Raw genomic sequence first — 22,817 nt, 5'->3', positions numbered from 1 at the left:
TCGTACGGAAACGGGCCGAACACGCGTTGCGGCCCACCCGCGGTGTTGCGGCGCAACAGTCGCGCACCGCGCGCCGACGCCACCCCTTCGACCAGCCCGGACACCGGCCGCCGTACCGGTGACGAGGGGTGGCAACGAGTCCACCGTTGCGTCTGCCGTTCAGTTGCGGAGCGCAACGGGTTCCTCGTCCTCCATGCTGTGATTCCCCTTCCGCGATCCACCGGACGGGTGACAGGCTCCCCTCCGTCTGGTGGGGCGTACGAATGGAGGCCCGGGTGGACCGGCCGCTGCTCTCCCTGAGAACGACCTTGGTGTTCCTGCTCGCTCTGCTCGTCGGTGCGACGGCAGGCGGGCTGACCGCGCTCGCGGGGGAAGGAGCCCCGCGCAGCCTGCTCGCGGGCCTGGGCGCCGCGGCACTGGCCGTTCCCTTCTTCAACCACCTCGTCGACGCCGAAGGCGGCCAGGGCCGACGGCGCGATCACTCGGGCGCCGACGGCGGGCGGGGTGAGCGACGTGGGTGAGCTGCGACCGCTGGGAGAGGAGCTCACCGACACCTCCCGCGCCCTCGCCCAGGCCCTGCGGGGGCTGTTCGAGGGGATGAACGTGTCGGTACGCCGGTACGCGGCCCGGCGCCAGCGTGATCCGGGAACGTTCTCGCGCTACCTGAACGGCACCCGTTTACCCCCCTGGCAGGTGATCACGGACCTCTTCACCGATCTCGCCGAACACCGCGGCGCCGCGATCACCACCGAGGCCATCGAGTTCGTACGCGGGCTGTACGGGGCGGCCGTCGACGCCGGGGCCTCTCCCAGGCACGCGGTGGAGATCCTGGAACAGCAGCTGGCCGACGCCGACCGGGTCTCCCGGAGGTCGAGCGTCCGCGGCGACGTTCTGGGTGACGCGCTGCTGGACCGCACGCACCGCATCGCGGACCTGGAGGTACGCCTCAGCCAGCTGGAGGCCGACCGGATCGCCGAACGGCGGCGGGCCGACGAGCTGGCGGCGGCCCACCCCGACGTCTCCGGCCTCCTCCAGGAACGCAACGCGCTACGGCTCGATGTGCAGCGGCTGAGCGAGGAACTCCGCGAGGCACGCGCCCTGCGGATCGCGGCCGAGGACCGCTGCGACCTGCTCGAACGTCAGCTGGACGCCGTCGAGGAATCGACGGCCCCGCTGCCCGCCGCCGTGGCCTGTGACATGCCCAAGATCCTCATCGTGGATGACCAGCCGGGCAACCTGCTCGCGATGACCGCGGTGCTGGCCTCCCTCAACCAGGAACTCGTCACCGTCTCCTCCGGGCGCGAAGCGCTCAAGGCCCTGCTCGACCACGACGACTTCGCCGTCATCATCATGGACGTGCAGATGCCGGAGATGGACGGCTACGAAACGTGCGCGCACATCAAACGCCGCCCCCGCAACCGTGACGTCCCCATCATCTTCCTCACCGCGATGGGCGTGGATCCCGATCACTCCGCCCGCGGGTACGCGGCCGGTGCCGTCGACTACATCAGCAAACCCTTCGACCCCTGGGCGCTGCGGGCCAAGGTCGCCGTCTTCACCTCCATCTACCTGGAGCGCCGCGCCCAGCAGTGACCCCCGCACCACGAGCGGACACCCGCCCGGCCGCCCTCGTCATCGGGCGCCGGGCCGGTGCTCGGTGATCCAGCGGGCGGCGAGGAGCCCGGAGGCGGCGGTGAGGGCGGCCGCGGCGACGACGGTGGCGTCGAGGCCGATCCAGTCGGCGAGGAGCCCGGCCACCAGGGCTCCGGCGGCGTAGCCGATGTCGCGCCAGAAGCGGTAGGTGCCGAGGGCGTTGGCGCGCCATGCCGGGTGGGCGTGGTCGGAGACGGACGCGATGAGGGCCGGGTAGACCATGGCGGTACCGAGCCCGAGGGCGACGGCCGACAGGATTCCGGCGAGCAGCGGCCGGTCGAGGAGGACGAGGGCGAGGACGAGGCCGCCCGACTGGACGAGCATGCCGGTCACGATGAGGGGTTTGCGGCCGACGCGGTCGGCGAGGTGGCCGGTGGGGATCTGCCCGAGGCCCCACAGGATGGGGTAGAGGCCCTTGACGAGGCCGACGGCGGCGAGCCCGAGCCCGTGGTCGGTGAAGAGCAGGGGGAAGACACCCCAGGTGAGGCCGTCGTTGAGGTTGTTGATCAGCCCGGCCTGGCTGGCGCCGCGCAGCGAGCGGTCGCGCCACGACGTGCGGGCGAACGCCGCCTTCAGCCCGGCGTCCTCGCCGGTGGGCAGGGGTGCGGCGTGGCGGGCCAGTTCGAGGGAGGCGTGGGCGGCGGTGTCACGGACCACCAGTGTCAGGGCGAGACCCGCGACCACGAAGACGACACCGATGAGCTCGGGAACGGGGCGCAGGCCGTAGCCGGTGGCGAGGTAGCCGCTGACCAGGGCGGTGACGCCGACGGCGGTGTATCCGGCGGCCTCGTTCAGGCCGGTGGCGAGCCCGCGCCGGGCCGGGCCGACGAGATCGATCTTCATGTTGACCGTCATCGACCAGGTCAGGCCCTGGTTGAGGCCGAGCAGGACGTTGGCGGCGACGATCCACCCCCACGAGGGCGCGTACGCGAGGGCGAAGGGGACGGGGACACCGATCAGCCAGCCCGCCACGAGCAGCTGCTTGCGGCGGAAGCGGGCGGTGAGCGCCCCGGCGGCGAGATTGGTGAACGCCTTGGTGAGCCCGAAGGCGATGATGAAGGAGAAGACGGCCATATCGCTGGTCAGGCCGAATGTCTCGGAGCCGATCAACGGGACGGTGGTGCGCTCCAGGCCCACCAGACCGCCCACGGCCACGTTCACGATGATCAGCAGGGTGAACTGGAGCGCGTTCTCGCGCAGCCCCAGCCGCACCGGGCGGGCGGAGCCGTCGGCCGACGGGGCGGGCGCGGTGGTGGCGGTATTCACAGGCGGAAGTCCTTAGGGCCTGAGGCGGGGGAGCGGGCACGGGCCCCGCGGGGCCGGAGGACCGGGTGCGCCAAGGGGGCCGTCAGGCGTACGCGCGGTGGCGGCGAGCGGCGGAATTCCGGGCAGAAGATACGCGTACGCATAGCTCAATATACCCCTACCCGTATATTTGACTGAAGATGGCGCCGAGGTGCCGCAGGGGCGGGCAGATACCCATGGGGGTATTTGACTTCTCGTGGGGAGTCGGCTTACGGTCGGCCATGTAAATACCCCCCGGGGTACCCGAGAGCGAGGGATGCCTCGATGCGTGAAGTAGACCTGGAGAGCTTCGCCACGGCCATGGCCGCCGGTGCGTTCGTCATCGATGTCCGCGAACCCGACGAGTACGTGGCCGGGCATGTCCCGGGCGTCCACAGCGCACCGCTGTCCGCGCTGGACTCCGTCCTCGACATGCTGCCCGCCGGCCGGACGGTGTACGTGATCTGCGCGAGCGGCAACCGGAGCCTGCGGGCCGCGGACCGGCTCGCGGCCCACGGGGCGGACGCGCTCTCCGTCGCGGGCGGCACCAAGGGCTGGGCCCGCACCGGCCGGCCGCTGGCGACCGGCGCGGCCGCCTGACCACCGGCGACGAGGGCGGGCCCCGGTCCGCCGGGCACGCCCTGCCCCGTACGCCCCGTAACTCAGACTTTCGCACCCACTGCGGGTGAGCGTTTCTCAGGAGGGAATGCGCCGTGTTCTTCACCCAGTACTACCTCGACTGCCTCTCCCAGGCGTCGTACATGATCGCGGACGAGAAGACCGGACAGGCGGTGGTCATCGACCCGCGCCGCGACGTCTCCGAGTACCTGGCCGACGCCCGCGCGCACGGCCTCACCGTCGTCGGCGTCATCAACACCCACTTCCACGCGGACTTCGTCGCCGGACACCTGGAGATGGCGGACGCCACGGGTGCCTGGATCGGCTACGGCCGCCACGCCGAGACCGAGTACCCCATCCGCAAGCTCGCCGAGGGCGAGCGGATCTCCCTCGGCGACGTCGTCCTGGAGATCATGGAGACCCCCGGACACACGCCCGAGTCGATCAGCGTCCTCGTCTACGAGCAGGCCGACGACACCGTCGCGTACGGCGTCCTGACCGGCGACGCGCTCTTCATCGGCGACGTCGGCCGTCCGGACCTGCTGGCCTCCGTGGGCGTGACCGCCGAAGAGCTGGGCGGGATGCTCCACGACAGTGTCCAGAACAAGCTGATGGCCCTGCCCGACGAGGTCCGGGTCTTCCCCGCCCACGGCGCCGGTTCCGCCTGCGGCAAGAACCTCTCGACGGAGAAGCAGTCGACCATCGGCGAGCAGCGCGCCACCAACTACGCCTGCGCCCCGATGAGCCGCGAGGACTTCGTCGCACTCGTGGCCGCCGGCCAGCCCGCCGCCCCCGGCTACTTCGCCTACGACGCCGACCTCAACCGCAAGGACCGTGTCCGCTACGACGCGACGGCCGCGGCCCGCCCGCTGGCCCTCGCCGACTTCACCACGCTGCGCACCGGGGGAGCGGTCGTCGTCGACACGCGCGACCCTCAGGAGTTCGCCGCCGGGCACCTCCGAGGCGCGGTCAACGTGCCCGCCGACGGACGGTTCGCCGAACAGGCCGGAACCGTTCTCGACCCGGCCGACGAACTGCTCGTCATGGCCCCGCAGAACCGTGAGGAAGAGGTCGTCACCCGCCTCGCCCGCATCGGCTTCGACCGGGTGGTGGGCTATCTCCGCAACCCCGAGGACGCCCTCAAGGAGCTGAGTGACGAGGTCACCCCCGCCAGCCGCGTCACCGCCGCATACCTCAAGGCCGCCCTCGCGGGCGACAACCCGCCGGTCGTCGTGGACGTCCGCACCTGCGGAGAGCGCCAGGCCAACGGCTTCATCCCCGAGGCCCTGCACATCCCGCTGAGCGAACTCCCCGCGCGTACGGACGAACTGCCCGCGGACCGCCCGCTCGTCCTGCACTGCGCCGGTGGCCACCGCTCGTCCATCGCGGCCAGCCTCCTGCGCCACCGGGGCGTCAAGGACGTCTCCGACATCCTCGGCGGCTACGCGGCCTGGGCCCTGGCCACGGAACCCACCGACGCCTGACGCTCGGCGAACCGCCGACCACCCCTCGCACCCCACCCCCGTACCCACCCATGCCCGCACGGGCACACCACCGGAGCCGTACATGAGCGCCGAGCGCACCGTCCACACCATCTCCCCCGCCGCCCTGCGCAGACTCACCGAGGAAGGCCGCGCACCGCGCCTGCTTGACGTACGCACCCCCGCCGAGTTCCGCACCGCCCACATCCCGGGCGCGTACAACGTTCCGCTCCACACCCTGCGCGAGCACCGCGCGGAACTGCGCTCCCACCTCGACGAGGACATCGTGCTCGTCTGCCGTTCGGGAGCCCGCGCCTCCCGGGCCGAGCAGGCACTCGCCGAGGCCGGACTGCCCGGTCTGCGCGTTCTCGACGGCGGCATGACCGCCTGGGAGGCGGCCGACGCGCCCGTGCTGCGGGGCGCCGAGCGCTGGGACATGGAACGCCAGGTCCGCCTCGTCGCCGGATCGATCGTCCTCACCACCGGCCTCGTCGGCATCCTCGTACCCGGCGTCCACCTCATCGGAACGGCCGTCGGCGCGGGCCTGACCTACGCGGCGCTCAGCAACTCCTGCGCCATGGGCGTCCTCCTGTCCAAGCTCCCCTACAACCGGGGCCCCCGCACCGACGTCGGCACGGTGATCGCGCAGCTGCGCGACAAGTCCTGACGCCCGGCGACGGCCCGGACCGCCGACCCTCCTTCACGCAGCCCGGCATCGGCCATCCGGCCGACGCCGGGCCGCGCCCGCTCGCGGACAGCGGCGACGCGCATCCCCACCGTGAAGGCCCGGACCCGCGATCTCCGGTGGACCGAAGAACCTGGTGCCACGTCGGGCGACGTCCGCCCTGTCGATGACGGCACGCGGACACCACTCGTCGGCGTGGCGGTTTCGCCGGACGGCGCGGCGGCGGATCGCACGTCCCTGTTCCATGTGGACGGCGTGGCCGGTGCCGTCGAGGGCGATCCAGCGCAGGGCGGTGAACTGGGCGTCCACGCGGTTCAGCCAGGAGGAGCCGGTGGGCGTGCGGGCGAGCTCAACCCTGTTCTCCGCCGCCCAGGAAGCCAGCAGGTCTGGCCAGGCTCCAGGCAGAGAACGGCAGATCACGCGCGGTCGACCCGGGCTCGGCGACCTTCCTGGTCCCGCGGTGCTCGTCCAGAGTGAAGGACTTCGGCCGACCACCGGGATACTCGGGCAGAGCGAGTCGAAGCCGTCGGCGTCGAAGCCGTGGATCACGTCGCGGACCCGGTCGCTCCCCCGGTCACCGACGCCTTGGCGGTCCTCGCGACCGGCATGCCCCGGGCGGACAGCAGCACCATCCACGCGCGCCGCCAGGTCACCACGGAGCCCGCGCCTTCGCGGACTGTCCGCGGAAACCGCCGGTCCTCGTCGTCATCGGTCACCAGAGAGGCGGACGCTGCCCGGGGCGTGTGCCGGAAGTGCTCTAGGTTGGCTGACGTGAGCAAGGCCGCATAGGACACCGTCTTGAAGAGCGTTTTGGCCTGGCAAGGGTGTTTGGTAACCGGCGCGATGCCGGCCGCTTCGGGCGGCCCGTGCTGGCGTGTGAGGATCCGCCTGAGGAGTGTGACGTGTGCGGGCGGTCGATGTGGCGGGGAGACGCCTCCTGGGTGGACGGTCTCGCCGCGGAGAAGCTGGAGATGGCGCTGGAGCGAAACGAACGTCAGCGACCCCTCCGCCATCGAGTGTCTCACCCGGTTGTCGCGCGTCTCCCGGTTCTCCGGACGCGTGGTCCGCTTCGTACGCGGTGTGGAACGGCTCCTGAACCAGGCTGATCCGGATATCCACCACGACGGGGGCATGTCGTCCACCGCGCGGGTGACGACACGGTGAGGCGGCGACAACGGGCGGGCGGGCGACGGTGGCACGCGGCGGGTCGGCGGCCGGGCCGGGCGTCTCGGGGCGCGCTTACGGAGTACGGGACCGCGGGCCGGGCAGCAGGTGCGGTGAACCGGGCACAGGGTCCGGCTTCCGACGGACGGTCCTGCGCGATGGCGGGCGCGGCGAAGGCTGAGCGACGCGACCACGGCCCGGCACAGCAGCGCCGCGGCAACGCGGGGCGCCGGTCGACCATTGCCGTCCATTGCGCCATGGTTCGTCCCCGGGGTCGCTGAGGGCGGCTACGGCGGCGGCACGGTCCTGGCCGTGGACGGCACGCATGGTGGCGGAGCGTTTCTCGGCGACGCACTCGACGGTTCCGGTGAACAGGTCCTCGCAGGTCGGGAAGTGGCGCTGGGCGCCCCCGCGCGAGACGTCGGCGCGCATCGCGACGACGGGGACGGCGGAGCCCGCCCAGTCGTGTTCGACGAGGCAGGCCGCAGGAGCCACGCCCTCCGAGCCGTGCCACGCCCGTTACGCACCTGTTTCACACCCGCCGCGCGCCCTGTGTCGTGCCTGTGCCGTGCCTGTGGCGAGTCTGTGTCATTCCCGCCTCAGTCTGAGATGGCTTCGCGGCGCGCCTCGTTGACGCACCGCCGTCGTCGTGCCGCGTCGGCGCGTCCGGTCACATGGCCGGGCGCTTCGCCCAGTTGAACGCTCCGGCTGCTGTATCAGCAGCCCTCGCTGCCAGTGAGGTCAAAATGATTAATAAGGGACGTATTGCCTCCGCAGTTGCCCTCACCACCTTGATGCTCGGGCTCACGGCCTGCAACGACGGCGAGGACGCGGCATCGGCGCGGGACTCGCCGTCGGCCTCCGCCCCAGCGTCGTCCGACCCGGGCAGCAAGAGCCCGTCCGCGGATCCCAGCGACGACGCTGCCGCTCCGGCCAGTGGTGACGTCGCCGCACCGGGCACGAAGTTCAAGATAGGTGACCGAGCGGTCCTGCCGTTCAAGTACGGAACCGACAAGAAGGGCACCGTCGCCGTGACCGTCACGGCGATCGAGAAGGGTGCCGAGGCCGACATGGCCTCCTTCGGTGACAAGGCGAAGGGCATGACGCCCTATTACATCCGGATGAAGGTGGAGAACGTCGGCGGCACCGACCTGTCGTACGCGTCGCTGAGGCTGCGCGGCAAACTGGAAGGCGGAGGCCCCACGGGCGTCATTCTGATCGGCGACCTCCCGGGCAAGTGCGACAGCGAGACGGCACCCCGCGACTTCACCACCAAGGGCGCGTCGTACGAGACCTGCTCGCTCAGCGCCACGAAAACCGATCCCATCGCGGTTGCCTCGTTCGAGGAGGGTGACGCGTACAGCGACAGCCCGGTCCTCTGGACCAGCTGATCAGCCGTTCCCGTGTCCGCGGGCTGGACATCCCGTCCCTGACGGCATGCCCGGCCCGCGGCCCACGCTCTACAGCTTCACGGCGAGGAGCACGGTGCGGTGGCCGGAGCGCGACCCGGGCCAGGCCGACGCCGAACGCCCCCGGACGAAGGACCGTACAGCCGGCCAGCTCGCCGCGGCGGTGACAGCGGCCCACGCTGTGCTCGGCCGACACCGCGACGGTGACCCTCAGGCAGACAGTGACTCTTCGGTAGACGGTGACTCCCCGGCGGATCATGACTTTGCGTGGACGGTGGTTCCCCAACGGACAAGCCCGGCCCCGCGGAAGCCCCGGGCGAGCCTCCGACGGGAAAGGATCCGCCGGGCCCGGAGTCCGACCAGAAGGCGAACGTAAAACCTGAACCGGATCCGAAGCCTTCGTGGGAATCAGACCCCGGGCAGCAAGCACAGCCGGAAGATCCTGAGCCCGGCCCGCAGGCTCCCGAGCCCCGGCCCGAGCCCGAATCCACTGCGGAAGAGAGGCCGGTACAGGAGCCCGGAGCCGAAAGCCGGGCAACGGAGGACGCGCCGGACGGCGCCCGGCCGGACGACTTGGCGAAATCCTCGCCCGAGGCCCCTTCCGGGATTCCGTCCGAGCCGCGTTCTGAGGTGCCTGATCAGACCGGGGCCGGGGCCGGTACTGCTGACGCAACCGGGGCCGCGGACACCGAACGAGATGGATCGGGCCACGCGTCGCCCGGTCGTCCCCGCGCCGAGCAGCCGGACGCCCCCGGCCAGGACGCCCCGCAGCCGTCGTACGCGGACACGGAAGGCACGACTGAGGGCACGAACCGGGATCCGGCCCGGCATGGCCAGGAGCGGCCGGAACCCGAGGCCCGGGACGGCCAGCCCCCTTCGGGCTCACTCTCCGAGGCCGAAGAAGCCATGGGGGCGACGGCCGATGGAGCGGCCAAGGTGGCCGACATCATGGTCGACACTGCTGCGGGCCTCGTCGGGCAAGCAGCGAACGCCTTGGACCAGGTCGGCGCCAGTGCCTCCTTCGACACGCGTGCGAAGGCGGCTGCCGAGGGGATGCCGGAACGGCGACCGGACGCCGCTATGCCCGAGCGGAACACGACGCCGGACGGCACGTGGGACGACGGTGACCCTGCGGACGAAGGTAGGGAGGAGCCCGAGCGGGCTGGTTCGGTCAGCGGGCAGCATCCCAATCCGTGGCTCACCACTGGGCGACCGACGACGCACGCGGCGGGGGACGGCGGGGGAGCCACAGTACCTCCGGATGGTCCGGGCGGTCCGGACGGCCTCGGTGACGATTCCGACGACGACGAAGCACCGGGCGGCCCCGAGCCCGCAGGATCAGACGTGCCCGGAGAGTCCGACGCCCACGACATCCCATCCCGCCTCAGTGCCCCGCCCCGGAACGACAAGGACGGGAACGACGAGGACGGGCCCGATGCCGAGACGCAGGAGCTCACGCCGCAGGACCTCGAACTCGAACCGGATGTCGAGCGCATGCGCGGGGCCAACATGGCCCGTGCCAGCGAGGCACGACAGGCGTACGAAGTTTCGCAGGAGCTCCAGGAACCGGAGGGAGCGGACCGGTCCCAGGAAGGCAGGGACCAGGAGCGTGACCTACCGGGAAACTCGAACGCGACAGAACAGCGGGCGTGGTTCAACAGTTCCGCACTGGGCTTCCGCGATGCGTCCCAGGCCACTGCCGCACGGGTGTCGGATGTCACGATCGGCGAGCCAGGCGCCGTGCAAGGGGCCGGGAGCCGGACCTCGGACGGGACACGGATCTCGGGAAGGACATGGGTCTGGGGTGAAGGGCGGACGCCCGTGGGCTGGTGTACGGGCAAGCGCAGCAACCGCGCGAGACGACGCGGATGGCGGCAGCACGGAAGTGAAGGCACGCACCGACGGGAGAGGGACATTTCATGGGTGAGGTCAGCGACGTCTCCGACGTACCTCCGCCTCCTCGACCTCCGCCGCCTCCGCCAGACGCCCTGGTGCCCGACGACGGGGACGTCCTGGAGGAGAGCGATGCGGGTGCCGATGTACAGAGTGCGGGAGAGGTGACGGCGGGCGGCGTAGAGGACGGCGACGTCCCCGAGTCGGAACCGACGGCAGGCGTGCAGGCCACCGACGCCGAGGTGTTTGGAGACGGAGACACCGGCGTGCGCGAGACGTCGGTGGAACAGCCTGCGGTCGAACCGGCGTCGGCGGGGCGGCAGCCGCCGGGCGACAGTGAACTACCGGGACGCCGACATCTGCGGACCTGCCGGACGGACCGGACCGCTCCGTGCGGTCCGATGACCGGATCGTGGTCGAAGAGGCGGAGGAGGAGCAGAAGCTCTCGGATGCCGCAACTTCCCTGGGGGTTCACGGATGCATCGCGTCCCCGTGACCTGGCCGCGAACACCAGGTCGAACCCGCAAGCCCCGCCTCGGCCCGCGTGTACGTCTTCCCGTGGCGTCGAGGCCCAGCTCCAACGGTGCGGGCAGGTACATGGCCGTGCCGAAGGGGTGGGGGCCGTCGAGGCGGGCGTAGCCGAGGCGGCCGGGTTCGGAGTACAGGGTGATGCTTCCCTCGACGCGGTCGACGAGGAGGTAGGGCGGCGCCCCGTACTCGGCGTACCGGCGGGACTCTACGACCCGGTCCGTTTCGGTGTTCGACTCCGAGGTGACCTCGACGACGAGAGTGTCTGGTGGGGGAGGAGTGCGCCTCCCCCTCGCGAGGTCTTCGCGGACGACGGCAGTGCCGGGGATGTACCAGTTCGGTGTTCCGGGAAGGCCGAGGTTCCCGGAGCCTGCGACGCAGCCGAGTTCGACGCCCCGGTCCTCGATCTGCCGGCGGACCGCTTCCGCGGCGCGTTCGCGCTGGTGCACCCCACCTGACCCCTCCGTGCGGGGCGCAGCCGTGACGGATCGTCGAGAGCATGGGCGGATGCTGCGGGAAGTGCCACGGCCTGCCGGTACTCGACAAACCTGGCGAAGCTGTCACCACGCCCGCCCGAACGCTTCATCGTCGGCGGCGGTTGAGCACCCCGATGAGAGCGGCAAGGTCGGCGGCACCGGCCGGGTCATCCGCGTAACGAGTGGTCTGGAGGGGACCGACCTCGGGAAGGACGATGCCTTCCCGGGCCAGCACGTGGACCAAAGTCAACAGCGCGGCGCGGGCATTGCCATCGGTGAAGGGGTGGAAGAACGCCACATCGAGGTAGGCGCGGGCCGCGCGGGCCGCCAGCGGGATGTCCGAGTCGTTTGTCTCGTGCAGGCAGGAACTGAAATCGGCTTGGGTGCGCCGGGTCAGGCCGTAGCGCTCGCGGCCCGCTTTCGCGTAGGCGTCGCTCACGCGGAACGGTGCCTCTGTTACAGCAAGGACTTCGCGCTGCCAACTGGCCAGCAGGGCGAAGTCCAGCGGGGCACGGCGTGCGGCATCTTCCAGGGACAAGGCGTGTGCGGCGAGCAGACGTTCGGCGCGAATCGGGTCGCGCAGACGGACCGGTCCCTCGCACCAGGACCGGAACCCGTCGCAGCCGGGTGGGATCCGTTGCAGGGCCGGTGCATATGGCCAGTCGACCTCGCGGCGCACGCGCAGCCAGACCGAAAGGCTGTCAGTGACGGTCATGGAGATCCTCCAGCGCCGCCCTCTCACGGTGGTCCTGGTACGGGGTGTGGCCGGTGAGGCCGACTGCGAGGTCCTCGCCGACGGATTCGATCAGCGTCCGCTCCGGGTAGACCCAGCTCTCGAACCGGCCACCGATCGCGCGCTTTACCGCTAGCTCGGCCTCGGCCCGGTCCATGCCGGTGCTGGTGAGGAACCAGCCCAGGACGATGGAGGCCTGGCCGCGCCAGGCGTTGTCCGCGCCCGAGTCCAGCGCATGGGTCACGAGCCGGACGCAGGCCCGTTCCAGGTGCCAGCTGCGGTCCTCGGGTGAGGCGTCCGGCGGCGGAGCCAGCTCGGCGAAGCGCTGGGCGGTCCGCTCCAGCCACTCCCGCCACTCCAGCAGCGCGGCCACGATACGTTCTGCGGTCTCGTCGGGGGTCGTCACCGAGTTCGGCCCGCTGACCCAGCTGCCGATGGGCCCGCCGTCGCGATAGCACCAGCTCCATCCCCAGGCCCAGGTGCCGTACCGCTCCCGAAGGACTGCATCCACCTGGCGCTCACACCAATGTTCACCCTGCCACCGGCCGGCCATGCCGGAGAGCACGGGCGGCACCCACGCGCGGACCAGCGAGCGGAGACGAGCGTCTTCGGCCTCATCCCAGGCGAACGGGTGACGAGCCGGGTCGAATTCATCCCAGTCCCGAATGCCCGCGTAGGTGACGGGAGGCACGCGGTTGTCGGGGAAGGGCAGGGTGTCACGGTTGTACGTCAGGGCTGGCCACTCTTCCTGTTCGATGGGATCGGCCTACCAGTCTCGGCTCGAATCCCCTGCCATCGCGAATGGTTTCCGGACCCCGTCGAAGCCGTCCGCGCGGAGCTGGGTGACGGCGGTGTCCATGTACCGGGTGTGGAAGAGGACCAGGGCGTTGAGGACGAGGCCGTGCGCACCGTTCGCGATCTGCCCGTAGTGCGCGATCGCGTCCCCGAGCGGGGTCGGGCGCCCGTCCCGGGAGACTGCAAGGCATGGGAGTCATCCGGTGCGAAGGCCGCCGTCGGGAAGACCGCAGTGATCGCGGACGGTGGCTATCGAGGAACCGGGCTCGGCGTCCCGCACCGCTGTGATCCCGGGCAGAGCGAACTGCCCGCCTGGAAAGAAGAGCACAACACCTCCCACCGCAAGGTCCGCGCTCAGGTCGAGCATGCCTTCGCCCCGGATGAAGACCTGGAAGATCCTGCGCGACTGCCGTCTCAAGGGCGATGGCGTCCACCACGCGATGCTCGGCATCGCTCATCCGCACAATCTTGCGCGCCGTGGCTGACCGCTCCCGACCGAAGTACTGCCCGATCAGGATTCGGCTGGCAGGAGCTGGACCATGCCGACCCAGTTCCCCCCATCCACCCAGGTCTGCGTGGCGCGGACCCGCCAGCGGCCAGCGGCCAGCGGCCGGCGGGACCGCTGCCTCGGCAGGCATCCCGCCGTCGGGATACTCGATGCCCAAGTCGGAACCCGTTTCGGCGGAGTCCATGAGCACCGCCGGACCGTCCGAGACCCAAGTGCCGCACTCCTCCCATACTGTGGCCGGGTCTGCGAGGACAGCATCTGCCGCGGCTCTCAGTCCGGCCTTGCTTTCTGCGGCAGCGATCTGCCCGCGGCGTGGAACATGGACCCCACCGCGTGACGGCGGCGACGAGGAAGGCCGGCTCGAAGCAGACGGCGAGTTAGCCGTAGCGCGTGGCGACCGCGCGGTGTCTCTTGAGCCGGTTGGTTCCGCGCTCGGCCGCGTGACGCTCGCGGTGTCCGGCCAGGTCGAAGCGCGGCGGTCGGCCGCCGCGGGAGCCGAGTTCCTGGCGGCTGTGTGCCTGGTCGGCCTTGTCCGGGACGGTGCAGCGGATTCCGCGTCGGCGGCGCAGGCGGGCGCGGTGCTCGCGGGAGGCGTACGCCGTGTCCGCCCGCACCCGGTCGGGGCGGACGCGTGGCCGACCCGGCCCGGACCGGAAGGCCGCCGCGAGCGGCAGAGCCGAAGCCCCGGACCAGGCCATCACTCCGCGCGCCCGGTGGAGCGACCACCACCCACCGCTCGTCCACGGAGCCTACCTGGCACGCTTCCGGTCCAGCCCGGCCGTCTGAGTCTCACCTGGCTGCTCGCTTCAGTGCGGACCCACTGCCCAGGACTCGAGGGAGAGATCAGGGCCGGTGAGCACCGTGGGGGCGGGTGTGGCCGAGTTCGTGGGCGACGGGCCTGTGGCGTACGCCGGGCACAGGGCGCCTATGACGTAGCGATTGAGGGCGTCGTTGATCGGGCTTGGCTCGAAACCGGTGCCGTCCGCGTTGATTCGTTCGTACTTCGTCAGGTTCCAGCCCGTGGCTACCTGGCGCCTGCCGTCGGGACTGGACAGAGCGATGGTGCCGGCACCGAACACCGCGCCGTCGTGGCCCCAGAAGCGGCCGCAGCCGGGGACGTCGACGGCGAACAGGCCGAGGCCGTAGTCCGTGCCGTTCACTGACACCGTGCGCTGCATCTCCTTGAGTGCCGCCGGGCCGATCAGCCGGCCGGTCAGCAGAGCGCGGTAGAAGCGGTTCAGGTCGTCGGTGGTGGAGACGACTGTGCCCGCTGTGTAGGCCCAGGACATGTCGTAGACGCTGTAGTCGCGGGGCGGGTCGATCAGGCCGTAGAAGTTCTCGTACATCCGGGCGTGCGGGCCCTGGATGCCGGTGCTGTCCGGGTAGGAGGTGCGGTGCAGTCCGGCGCGGTCGATGACGTGCTGGGTGATGTACGTCTCCGGGGCCTGGCCGGTGACCTTGGCGAGGAGCAGGCCGATGATGACGTAGTTGGTGTTGGAGTAGTGGCCGGGCTCGGCCCCGGGCGCTCCGGTGGCCGGGGCCGTCAGTCCCAGACGGACCAGCTCCCGCGGGCTGATGGAACGGTAGCGCTCCTCATCGAGGCTGGCCGGTGAGCCGTGCGCCAGGGACGGGAAGGCGCCGGTGATGTAGTCGCCGATGCCGCTGGTGTGGTTCAGCAGCATCCGGACGGTGATCTGGCGGCCGCGCTCCCCGGGTATCAGGTCCGGCAGGTAGTCGCCGATGGGTGTGTCGAGATGGATCCGGCCGCGTTCGACCTGCTGGAGTACGGCAACCGCGGCGAAGGTCTTGCTGATGCTGCCCGCCCGGTGCCGCATCCCCGACGTCACCGGGCGGCCCGTCTTCACGTCGGCGAGCCCTGAGGCACCTGCCCAGCTCCGGGCGCCGTCACTCACGGTGGAATAGACGCCGTACATGCCCGCCTCATGGACGGCGAGCAGGGAGTCGCTGAGCGCTGTCGGGTCCAGAGCCGCCCCGGATGAGGACGTCGGCGCGGAAGTGGCCGCCGCACGGGGGGCGGCACCGGCTGAGGTCACAGGCGCGGCGGTCAGTAACAGGCTGGCGGCGATGACGGTTCCGGCTGTCCGGAGGATACGCAAGGGAAGCCCCTTCCTTCGTGTCCGAATGTATTCAGATCAGCCTGATCGATCATGTCCGTGATGGCGTCCTTCCTGGGGACGAGTCGTCGCCGGATCTCCTCCGTGCTCTCAGAAGTGCGTTCCGGCCGTATCGGGAGACGCGGCCGGGCGCGGGCCGGTGGCGGCCCGGTGGTGGTACGTCAGGGCGCGGCACCTGAAGCGGTTCACGTCGGCTTACAGGCTCCGCTCGTGCGGCACGGCGGAGGAGCCGTCCGGCGCCGCATTCGCGGACCGGCGGGGTACGCCGTCCAGGGTCCGCCGCGGAGCCCGTGGAGGAGACGGGTGAGGCAGAGAGCACCGGCGAGAGCCCGTACGGCATTGCGGGAACGATCCGGTGCGACCATCGCGACGGCATGAAACGCCATGAAGACGCGGGGGAGCACGCGCAAGCACCACGTGTCGTGGCGTCCGCCCGGAGGGCGGAGATCCGTCACCTTTGAAGACCCGACCGGCGAACGGCTGCCACCGCGTGGACACCTCAGGCCAGCGGGCCACGCCGAAGCCTGCGTCCGGGACGTCCTCCTCGTGCCATCCCTGGCCCGCCAGCCAGATACCAAGTCACTCCGCGAGGCTGCTCACATCCAGGAACCGCGCCCGGGACAGGTCCCGTCCGCTGGTCGCGTTCGGACCGAAGGGAAGAACCGTTCCGCTCGGCCTCGCCCAGCGCCTCCGCCGAGACCGGGGCCGCATCCGCTGGCTCTCAGCCGCCTTGACCGCGACGCGTTCAACCAGCTGATCAAAGCTGTTCACGCCGACACGCTCGCCGACAACTCCGGCAGCCTCGCAGGCAGGCCGACTGGTGGCTCTACCGGCTGAGGTCGCCGCCGCGGTGGACAAGCTGGCCATGGTGAGGAAGCCCTGCCTGCTCCACCCCCGCTTCCGCCGTCGTTCCCCGTACCAGCCGCGGCCGGGAAGGGCACGGCTGTGGATACCAGGATGTATGCGGCGAGGGCTCCCACGACAGATCCGACGATCGAGGGCAGTGCGTCACCCGTGCTGGTGGGGCCGGGGCGGCTGAGGGCCGCGGGGCGCCGATGATCCCGGACAGCAGCACCCCTGCGGCGCCAGCACGCCGATCAGACCGGGAGAGCATGCCCGGGGCGACGGCGATGAGGGCGGGAATCGCGAAGATCCCTGCCTGCGGGATGGTCTTGTCGTTCTCGCCGAACGTGCGGATCGCGACGTCCTTGCCCACGGCCGGAGCTCGGTCGGTCACCGCACCGCCCACCACCGTCACCAGCCCGGCAGCGGGACGCACCAGCCCGGCGGCCAGCCCGGCCGATCCGGGCGAGGCATATCAGGGGAGTCACGGCGAATGCGGCGAAGGCGGCGAAGGCGGCGGTCAGGATGAGTCCGGCAGCGCTGATGGCGCCACTTGTGGCCCCCAGCCCCCGATGCACCTCCGCCTCAGTTCCGATGTACCTCCGCCTCAGTGCCGTGCCGGAACGCTTCGCTGCGGACCGCATGGACGAGAAACACGTCAGCTGCGGCTTGACCACGACGGCACCATGCGCCCGGACGGACTCATCGACCACGACGGCACCGTGATCCTCACCACTACGCCCACCGACGCCAGCACCGTCGGACTCACTCCCAAACCCGCCGGAGGACCGCCCCAGTCCACCACCGACTCTGCTCCTGATGCCCCTCGCAGCCTGAACGGCTGCCCGCCGCCGCACCGCCGGGCACCGCAGCGATCGACACGTCGAGGTCCCGCATCGTCAGCACCCCGAAGACCGGGGACACCGTCGGCGAAATCCGCCACGTCACCTGCGCCGGGCTCCGGCGTGGCCCCGCAGGAATCGCTTGAGCCAGCACAGTGACACCGTCCGCACCGCCGATGTCCCGCGTGGCGCATCGCGTACAGGGCTTGTGTCCGTCCCGATCTACCCGTGCGGTCGGACTAAACTGACCGGATGATCTTTATTGTCGTCAAATTTCCGGTCCGGCCCGAGTTCACCGACTCCTGGCTCTCCCATGTCGACGCGTTCACCCAGGCGACCCGCGCCGAGCCCGGGAACCTGTGGTTCGAGTGGTCGCGCAGCGTCGAGGAGCCCGACACCTATGTGCTCGTCGAGGCGTTCCAGGACGGCTCAGCCGAGGCCCACGTGAACTCGGATCACTTCCGTGCCGCGATGGAAACCATGCGTCCACTGGTCCAGAGGGCGCCGCAGATCGTCAGCACCGTGATCGAGGGCGCCAGCGGCTGGGAGAAGATGGGAGAGCTCGGCATCGACTGAGCCGCGGTGCCTGGCCATAAGAGGGGTCCGGGGTGCCGTGCGTACGACTTCGGCGAAGACCATCGGGTCAGAGCCGATGAGGCGGCGGGGCGGCGAGTGGGGCGACGGAACCGGCGAGCGCGATCGGCGTCAGCCGCACGCCCGACCCGATCCAGCTGGGTCTGGGCGGTCTGACTCCACTCCGGCCGCTCTCGGGCTGCCACCTCCGCGCTGCTCGGCGCCGCTGTGTTCCTGTTCGCCGCGGCTTCCCCGGATGCCGGGATCGCGGGCGAGGCGACGGCCCTGTTCGCGCGCAGCTACGGCGAAACGCACGTGTAGCACTGAGTGGTGCTCGGGGCCGGGGCCACGGTGAAGGCCAGCAGTACGGCGGTTGGCGGTAGCGATGGCCCCGTTTCGAGGTTGGCTTATCGGACTACCGTCCCTTGCCCGCCCCTGCCCCGCCCCGCCCGCGCCGTATGCCGCATCGCTCGACCGCTGCTGCGTACGGCGCGGGCGGGGCGAAGTCCTCCAGGCGTAGCTACCGGATCTCCCTTACCGCGCGGGGATGGGTACTCACTGGCGGTCCGGCACCGCCCAGCTGCTGCCCCGGCTCATCGCCCGCCGTACCTGTGGCCCACTGATCCTCACCGGCCGCAGGACACCCGACGGAATACCGACGCTCGACGTGTGCCCGGACCGGAGACCGGCCGGGTCCGGCTCTCCTGCCGCCGCGCTGAGGAGATCTCCGAGGAGAACACCCGGCTGCTGGCCAACTTCCTCGCCTCACCCGACGACATCAAGGACCTGGACGGCTGGACGCCTCACCGGCTATGGCGCAGTGCCCTGACGCACGACGCGGAGGGGCACCTCCATCCCGGTGCTGTTGGCCCGCTCCCGCAACGCCTCCATCCACTCGTCAAGAGTCCCGGGAAAGCGCCTGACTGTACTTTCAGTGTGGTCGGCCGGATAGCTGTTGAGGTAGACCATGAGCCCCCGATGATCGTGCGGGCGGTATGCGGTTCGTCGCCCTGCTCGTGGAACCTGAGCCTCAGACCGACAACCTGTTGTTCGAGGAAGGGTGTCGGGTAACAGCCCAGACCTGCGAGGTTGTTGAGCCACCGATCTCCGGCGCCTTGCTGCCGAGACTGACGCCCGTTTCTCCCCGGGAGCTCCCCTTCCGATCGGGCAGGGCCGGGACACGCCAAGGGAGCCTTCCGTCACAGCAGCTCTACGCCAGTGCCGAGGTCCGACCTTGGCCTGCGGTTGGCGGCCGTGCAACACCGAAGGACTCCGCCCCCTGGACGGACGCCCAGTCGAGTGGGCTTCAAACCGCTGAATTGGCAGGTCTTTGCGATCTGTGCACTCAGTCGATATAAGTCTTTACGTGACAGTCACCGACGTCTCCGTATCGCAACAGTTCGACCTTGATTGGATTTTGCATCCGATCGCCTCTCCGGAGTTTTTCGGCGCCCACTGGGAGAAGCGGCCCCTTCTGATTGAAAGGGGAAATGTAGATTATTTCGCTGGTATTCCGGGGCTGGATTCAGTTGATGACTTGATCACCTCAACGTGTGGTGGTGACCCCCGAACCTCGGGTGATGTGCGCATCATTCGCAACGACCAGAAGGGGAATTCCTCCGAGCTGGCACCCCGCCTTCACGGTAACGGAACTCCTGACATTCAGGATATTTATCGCGCCTACCAAGAGGGGTATTCCATTGTTGTCAATGGAATTCATCTGAGGTCTGCCGCCGTTGCGAATCTCAGCCGTAACCTCGAAGGTAACCTTCATCATCGAGTCGGCGTAAACATGTATCTCACGCCGCAGCGTGGTCAGGGATTTGCCCCTCACGTCGACACTCATGATGTCTTCATTCTGCAGTTGCATGGCGTAAAGCATTGGCATGTAGGAAAGCCATCGAAGGGCCTTCCTCTTGCCGGTGCGGAGCGGGAGTCGTTCGAGTTCCTTGATTACTCCGAGTTCACGTTGAACCCCGGCGATGCACTCTACTTGCCGCGCGGATTCCCTCATGAAGCAGTGACGTCCCGCTCCTCCTCCCTTCACTTGACGGTTGGCATTCACGCCTATCGTTGGGCTGACTTCATGACCGAAGCCATCGCTGTGGCAGCCGACGACAGCGTGACGTTCAGAGAGGCGCTTCCGCCTGGTTTTCTGGATGAGCCATTCGAAGCAGGACGCATTTCGGATGTTCTCGAAAGCTTCGTTGCCGCCATACAGAATGGGCCGCTTGCGGAACGAGCGAAGGCGCGTCTCGGTGACAAGCTCTTCAGGGACGTAAAAGCAGTCGGGTCGAGGCATTTCCGCTCACTGGACTCCATTGGCGGCCTGAATTTGGACTCACTCGTCTTCCGTACTCCAAGTTTCTTCTGCAAGGTGCGGTCGAATTCCAGTGAGGCTCGAATTGACTTTTCGACCAACTTTGTTTCCGGGCCGCCTCATTTGGAGTCGGCACTCAACTTCATCGCCGAATACCACCAATTCACAGTACGTGACATTCCTGAGGTGCTGAGTGCCCAGGAAAAGATCGACCTTGTCAGTAGGCTTGTCAGTGAGGGCCTGCTCCAGATCCAACCGTGAGAACCAAGGAGGCAGTTCATGAATGCTCATCGCGAAGAGGGCGAACCGTCCGAGCCGAAGTCAGAGCCGCACCCCACGGCGAACACTGAAGATGATGAAAGCGACATGCTGGCTTTGCGGAGCTGGTTCGATGGTCTGCTTTGGCAGGACCCTCGATACAATGACAAAGTGTTTCTCAAGCTGGCCGCACTGGCGATGCACAACGACGAGATGCGACAGCGCCTCATCAATGAACCAGAAAGCCTGGTTCAAGAAGTCAGATCGCATTATGACCGATCGAAGACTTCATGGGCAGATCCTCTCGAAAGCGTGACCGTGAGATTCTGGGAGAACACCCCGGATACTCTGCATGTCGTCCTGCCCCCAAAGGCTGGGTACGCGAGCATGCTTCCCGAACGCTTGCAAGATACGCTGCGCTCACGCACCTCACTGGCTCGTGAATCGCACGGCAGGGACGACTGGTACAACTTCGGTGATTGCGGAGATGCTTTTAATACTGGGGACAAGGGGCAAGATTATTACGATACGTAGAGGATCGTGATCCGGTCTCTGGCCTGCTCGGTGTCGTCCGGATGCGTCGACCGACCTTCCTCTGCTGCCACCGTCACCGCCACCGCGACCTGCTCGGCCGGGGCATGCCCAAGCCGCCGAGCCGCCGAGCCGCCCACCGTCCCCGGAGGCCGGGATGGTGGGCGGCAGGGCCTCCGCGGACGTCGGCCTCCTGGTGGCCGATATCCGCGCCGCCCGGCTTGCCACCCAAGTCCGCAGCCCCGAAGCCCGTCTCAGTGAGGTGTTGGGCGAGCAGGCCTGGCGCGAGGCTGGCATCGGCGCAGCAGGCTCTCGTCCGGTGATGACGAAGAACGCGCCTGGCGCCAGCCATCGGCCGGGGCCCGTCAGCGTGCGACGTCCGCCGACGGCCGGGCGCCGAAGCGGTCCCGTCGGGAGTCCCGGCCGGTGCAGTGCTCGCGGACCTGCCCGTTGCTGCCGCGCATGGTGATCTGCCGCGACAGCGACAGCGACGGCAACAGCGACGGCGACGGCTCACGCGGGCCGCGGTCGATGTTGACCACCTCGTACTCGCTGTCGGCGTGTCCGTGGTCGTAGCGCCCTCCGCCCTTGCGTGGGCCGACCGGGAGGGCGACGAACTCCTCCCGATTCACCTCGCAGCCCTCCTCCCGGTCGCCGGGCGCCTCGGCCGGCATCGTGTTGTCGCACTCCTGACACCGGCTCCACGCCACGGAGTTGACGGTTTGCCGCAGCTGGCGCACCTCCAGGACGGCCGTTGGCAGCCGTGGCACGCGTCGGGCGACGGCGGATGGTCCGCCCCGCGCAGGCGTCCCACGCGAGCGGACGTGCTCGGCAGCCTGTGGTCGGCGGCGGCTCGGTGACGGTGCTGCTCGGCGATGGGCTTCTCGACGGTGGCCAGTTGGTCGTGGGTGTCGGCGCGGGCGAAGTGCTTGGCGGCCCCAGTGCGCGCTTCTCCTCGGCCGTTTCGGCGCCGGATGTTCCCAGCACCTCGCCGTACGCGTCGTCAGCCTCCACGCGGAGTGCCTCTGCCCGGTCATGGAGCTGTTTCGTCTCGGCGCGGCGGGCAGGGGACTCGGCGTGGGCGGCCCCGTCCCCCAGGGGCGGCAGCAGGGAACTGTTCACATTCGGGTCCTCGCCGACCCGGTTCTTCAGCAGCCGCGTCATCGCGTGGTTGAACAGCGCCATCCGCCCCTCAGCGTGTGTCCACGCCCGCCCGCGCAGGAAGCTGCGGAACTCTCGACGGCCTGCTTCCCTGGGAAGCGCCGGTGCTGGCAGCGGATCTCGACGTCAGGCCGAGGGGCGTTGGACCCGGGGCGGGTTCAGCCCCAGGTCTTGCCGCCGACCTGGTCCGGTCCGACGTAGCGGGAGGTGACAGAGGCGAGCGCCGGGACCGGGCCGCCGTTCAGGCTGAGGTGGCCCAGCGCGTGCTTGAAGGTGTGGACCACGCAGGTCCGCACCGTGAGCGCCGGCCCCCGTTCATGTTCTCGCGGTGGTTGGCGGACAGCGGCCGGTTCTGCGGGCGTGCCAGGGCGAAGCAGGCCAGTGCCGTGCGTGTGTCTTCGTACGGGAAGTAGTCGGTGATCGACCGGTTGCCGAAGTCCACGTGGGCGAAGACGACCGCGATGTCCTCGTCGCCGTACGGGGCGGCCCGCAGCGCCGGAAGTATGTCGATCACCTTCTCGCCGGAGGCGAGCAGTCGAGCCTCCTCGTGTGAGGGCCCCACGGCGGGGGATCGTCGTCCGCGGCCTCTTCGTCCCACAGGTACTCCTCGGGCCGCAGCACCGAACCCACGGGGGCCGGTCCCCGTTGGCCTGCCCGCTGACGCTGCCTCAGGTGAGGCTCGCGTTGACGCAGAGCTGCCCGGAGAGGAGCGCCCACGGGGTCCGGACCGCAGGGTCGCGTGCCAGCTCGACCGTGAGTCGGCCGAACGCCTCCGGACGCGCGAGATTCGGCTCTGGGGGCGCGATGAAGGAGTCGGTCCAGATTCCCATACCCTCTTGCAGCAGCGGATCCTGGCCCGTCGTGACCACGTTCCAGGAAGCCGGACAGGCCGCTACTCGCCGAGCCGCCCTGGGCGAAGAAGCTGAG

The 22,817-nt window shown here is 69.6% G+C and carries 19 protein-coding genes and 3 pseudogenes; 10 read left to right on the top strand and 12 right to left on the bottom strand.

What is annotated here, in order from left to right:
• Positions 1 to 275: 275 nt before the first annotated feature.
• Together ACFVWY_RS25310 and ACFVWY_RS25305 are read left to right on the top strand one after the other, a co-directional pair.
• A complete protein-coding gene (locus tag ACFVWY_RS25310; RefSeq protein ID WP_389876511.1) occupies positions 276 to 521 on the top strand; it encodes a hypothetical protein in 246 nt (81 codons plus the stop codon).
• On the top strand, positions 514 to 1,593 hold the full coding sequence (locus tag ACFVWY_RS25305) for a response regulator (protein WP_389876510.1): 1,080 nt from the start codon (positions 514 to 516) through the stop codon (positions 1,591 to 1,593). Before ACFVWY_RS25310 ends, ACFVWY_RS25305 begins: the two co-directional genes overlap by 8 nt.
• A 39-nt stretch (positions 1,594 to 1,632) precedes the next feature.
• On the opposite strand, the gene ACFVWY_RS25300 is transcribed toward ACFVWY_RS25305, so the two are convergent.
• Positions 1,633 to 2,919, bottom strand: a complete 1,287-nt coding sequence (locus ACFVWY_RS25300; RefSeq protein ID WP_389876508.1) for an MFS transporter — start codon at positions 2,917 to 2,919, stop codon at positions 1,633 to 1,635.
• 303 nt (positions 2,920 to 3,222) lie between these two features.
• On the opposite strand from ACFVWY_RS25300, the gene ACFVWY_RS25295 reads away from it, so the two are divergent.
• The 3 genes from ACFVWY_RS25295 (at position 3,223) to ACFVWY_RS25285 (ending at position 5,703) form a co-directional block, all read left to right on the top strand.
• Positions 3,223 to 3,537: a rhodanese-like domain-containing protein gene (locus ACFVWY_RS25295; protein WP_389876506.1), complete on the top strand. Its 315-nt coding sequence runs from the start codon at positions 3,223 to 3,225 to the stop codon at positions 3,535 to 3,537.
• Between the two features lie 113 nt (positions 3,538 to 3,650).
• Positions 3,651 to 5,039 carry a rhodanese-like domain-containing protein gene (locus tag ACFVWY_RS25290; protein ID WP_389876505.1) on the top strand — a complete coding sequence of 463 codons (1,389 nt, stop codon included), beginning with the start codon at positions 3,651 to 3,653 and terminating at the stop codon, positions 5,037 to 5,039.
• Between the two features lie 82 nt (positions 5,040 to 5,121).
• Entirely contained in the window at positions 5,122 to 5,703 is a 582-nt protein-coding gene (locus tag ACFVWY_RS25285) for a rhodanese-like domain-containing protein (protein ID WP_389876504.1), read from the top strand.
• 563 nt (positions 5,704 to 6,266) lie between these two features.
• Here the strand turns inward: ACFVWY_RS25285 and ACFVWY_RS25280 are convergent.
• Both ACFVWY_RS25280 and ACFVWY_RS25275 read right to left on the bottom strand, forming a co-directional pair.
• Positions 6,267 to 6,437 carry a hypothetical protein gene (locus tag ACFVWY_RS25280; RefSeq protein ID WP_389876503.1) on the bottom strand — a complete coding sequence of 57 codons (171 nt, stop codon included), beginning with the start codon at positions 6,435 to 6,437 and terminating at the stop codon, positions 6,267 to 6,269.
• A gap of 721 nt (positions 6,438 to 7,158) precedes the next feature.
• A pseudogene (locus ACFVWY_RS25275) lies at positions 7,159 to 7,317 on the bottom strand (TetR/AcrR family transcriptional regulator); the annotation flags it as partial.
• A 314-nt stretch (positions 7,318 to 7,631) separates the two neighbouring features.
• On the opposite strand from ACFVWY_RS25275, the gene ACFVWY_RS25270 reads away from it, so the two are divergent.
• Entirely contained in the window at positions 7,632 to 8,276 is a 645-nt protein-coding gene (locus tag ACFVWY_RS25270; protein ID WP_389876501.1) for a hypothetical protein, read from the top strand.
• A gap of 2,252 nt (positions 8,277 to 10,528) precedes the next feature.
• Here ACFVWY_RS25270 and ACFVWY_RS25265 read toward each other — a convergent pair.
• The 3 genes from ACFVWY_RS25265 to ACFVWY_RS25255 form a co-directional block, all read right to left on the bottom strand.
• Positions 10,529 to 11,164: a Uma2 family endonuclease gene (locus ACFVWY_RS25265; RefSeq protein WP_389876499.1), complete on the bottom strand. Its 636-nt coding sequence runs from the start codon at positions 11,162 to 11,164 to the stop codon at positions 10,529 to 10,531.
• Positions 11,165 to 11,297: 133 nt separating this feature from the next.
• Positions 11,298 to 11,906, bottom strand: a complete 609-nt coding sequence (locus ACFVWY_RS25260; protein WP_389876498.1) for a Fic family protein — start codon at positions 11,904 to 11,906, stop codon at positions 11,298 to 11,300.
• Positions 11,893 to 12,435 (bottom strand): hypothetical protein, encoded by a 543-nt coding sequence (locus tag ACFVWY_RS25255; RefSeq protein ID WP_389876497.1) that lies wholly within the window; start codon positions 12,433 to 12,435, stop codon positions 11,893 to 11,895. Before ACFVWY_RS25255 ends, ACFVWY_RS25260 begins: the two co-directional genes overlap by 14 nt.
• A gap of 462 nt (positions 12,436 to 12,897) precedes the next feature.
• On the opposite strand from ACFVWY_RS25255, the pseudogene ACFVWY_RS25250 reads away from it, so the two are divergent.
• Positions 12,898 to 13,204, top strand: a pseudogene (locus ACFVWY_RS25250) (transposase family protein); the annotation flags it as partial.
• Positions 13,205 to 13,369: 165 nt separating this feature from the next.
• On the opposite strand, the pseudogene ACFVWY_RS25245 reads toward ACFVWY_RS25250, so the two are convergent.
• From ACFVWY_RS25245 to ACFVWY_RS25235, 3 genes and pseudogenes are all read right to left on the bottom strand, one after another.
• Positions 13,370 to 13,501 (bottom strand): annotated as a pseudogene (locus ACFVWY_RS25245) (Imm21 family immunity protein); the annotation flags it as partial.
• Between the two features lie 103 nt (positions 13,502 to 13,604).
• A complete protein-coding gene (locus tag ACFVWY_RS25240) occupies positions 13,605 to 13,925 on the bottom strand; it encodes a hypothetical protein (protein WP_389876495.1) in 321 nt (106 codons plus the stop codon).
• Between the two features lie 108 nt (positions 13,926 to 14,033).
• On the bottom strand, positions 14,034 to 15,344 hold the full coding sequence (locus tag ACFVWY_RS25235; protein ID WP_389876493.1) for a serine hydrolase domain-containing protein: 1,311 nt from the start codon (positions 15,342 to 15,344) through the stop codon (positions 14,034 to 14,036).
• 1,955 nt (positions 15,345 to 17,299) lie between these two features.
• On the opposite strand from ACFVWY_RS25235, the gene ACFVWY_RS25230 reads away from it, so the two are divergent.
• The 3 genes from ACFVWY_RS25230 to ACFVWY_RS25220 all read left to right on the top strand — a co-directional run bounded on the left by ACFVWY_RS25230 (position 17,300) and on the right by ACFVWY_RS25220 (position 20,732).
• On the top strand, positions 17,300 to 17,623 hold the full coding sequence (locus tag ACFVWY_RS25230; protein WP_389876492.1) for a putative quinol monooxygenase: 324 nt from the start codon (positions 17,300 to 17,302) through the stop codon (positions 17,621 to 17,623).
• Between the two features lie 1,363 nt (positions 17,624 to 18,986).
• Positions 18,987 to 20,201 (top strand): cupin domain-containing protein, encoded by a 1,215-nt coding sequence (locus ACFVWY_RS25225; RefSeq protein ID WP_389876491.1) that lies wholly within the window; start codon positions 18,987 to 18,989, stop codon positions 20,199 to 20,201.
• Between the two features lie 18 nt (positions 20,202 to 20,219).
• Complete coding sequence (locus tag ACFVWY_RS25220; RefSeq protein WP_389876490.1) at positions 20,220 to 20,732, top strand: hypothetical protein; 513 nt, start codon at positions 20,220 to 20,222, stop codon at positions 20,730 to 20,732.
• 362 nt (positions 20,733 to 21,094) lie between these two features.
• Here the strand turns inward: ACFVWY_RS25220 and ACFVWY_RS25215 are convergent, their stop codons facing one another.
• The 3 genes from ACFVWY_RS25215 to ACFVWY_RS25205 form a co-directional block, all read right to left on the bottom strand.
• Complete coding sequence (locus tag ACFVWY_RS25215) at positions 21,095 to 21,403, bottom strand: hypothetical protein (RefSeq protein ID WP_389876488.1); 309 nt, start codon at positions 21,401 to 21,403, stop codon at positions 21,095 to 21,097.
• 728 nt (positions 21,404 to 22,131) lie between these two features.
• Positions 22,132 to 22,452, bottom strand: coding sequence for a hypothetical protein (locus ACFVWY_RS25210; RefSeq protein ID WP_389876487.1), 321 nt, complete (start codon positions 22,450 to 22,452; stop codon positions 22,132 to 22,134).
• Between the two features lie 106 nt (positions 22,453 to 22,558).
• On the bottom strand, positions 22,559 to 22,720 hold the full coding sequence (locus ACFVWY_RS25205; RefSeq protein WP_389876485.1) for a hypothetical protein: 162 nt from the start codon (positions 22,718 to 22,720) through the stop codon (positions 22,559 to 22,561).
• Positions 22,721 to 22,817 lie beyond the last annotated feature (97 nt).

Origin of the sequence: Streptomyces sp. NPDC058195 (assembly GCF_042883525.1) — a bacterium.
GTDB lineage: Bacteria > Actinomycetota > Actinomycetes > Streptomycetales > Streptomycetaceae > Streptomyces.
Note: the sequence above shows the minus strand (reverse complement) of the source record. Positions and strands in the feature narration are given on the sequence as shown.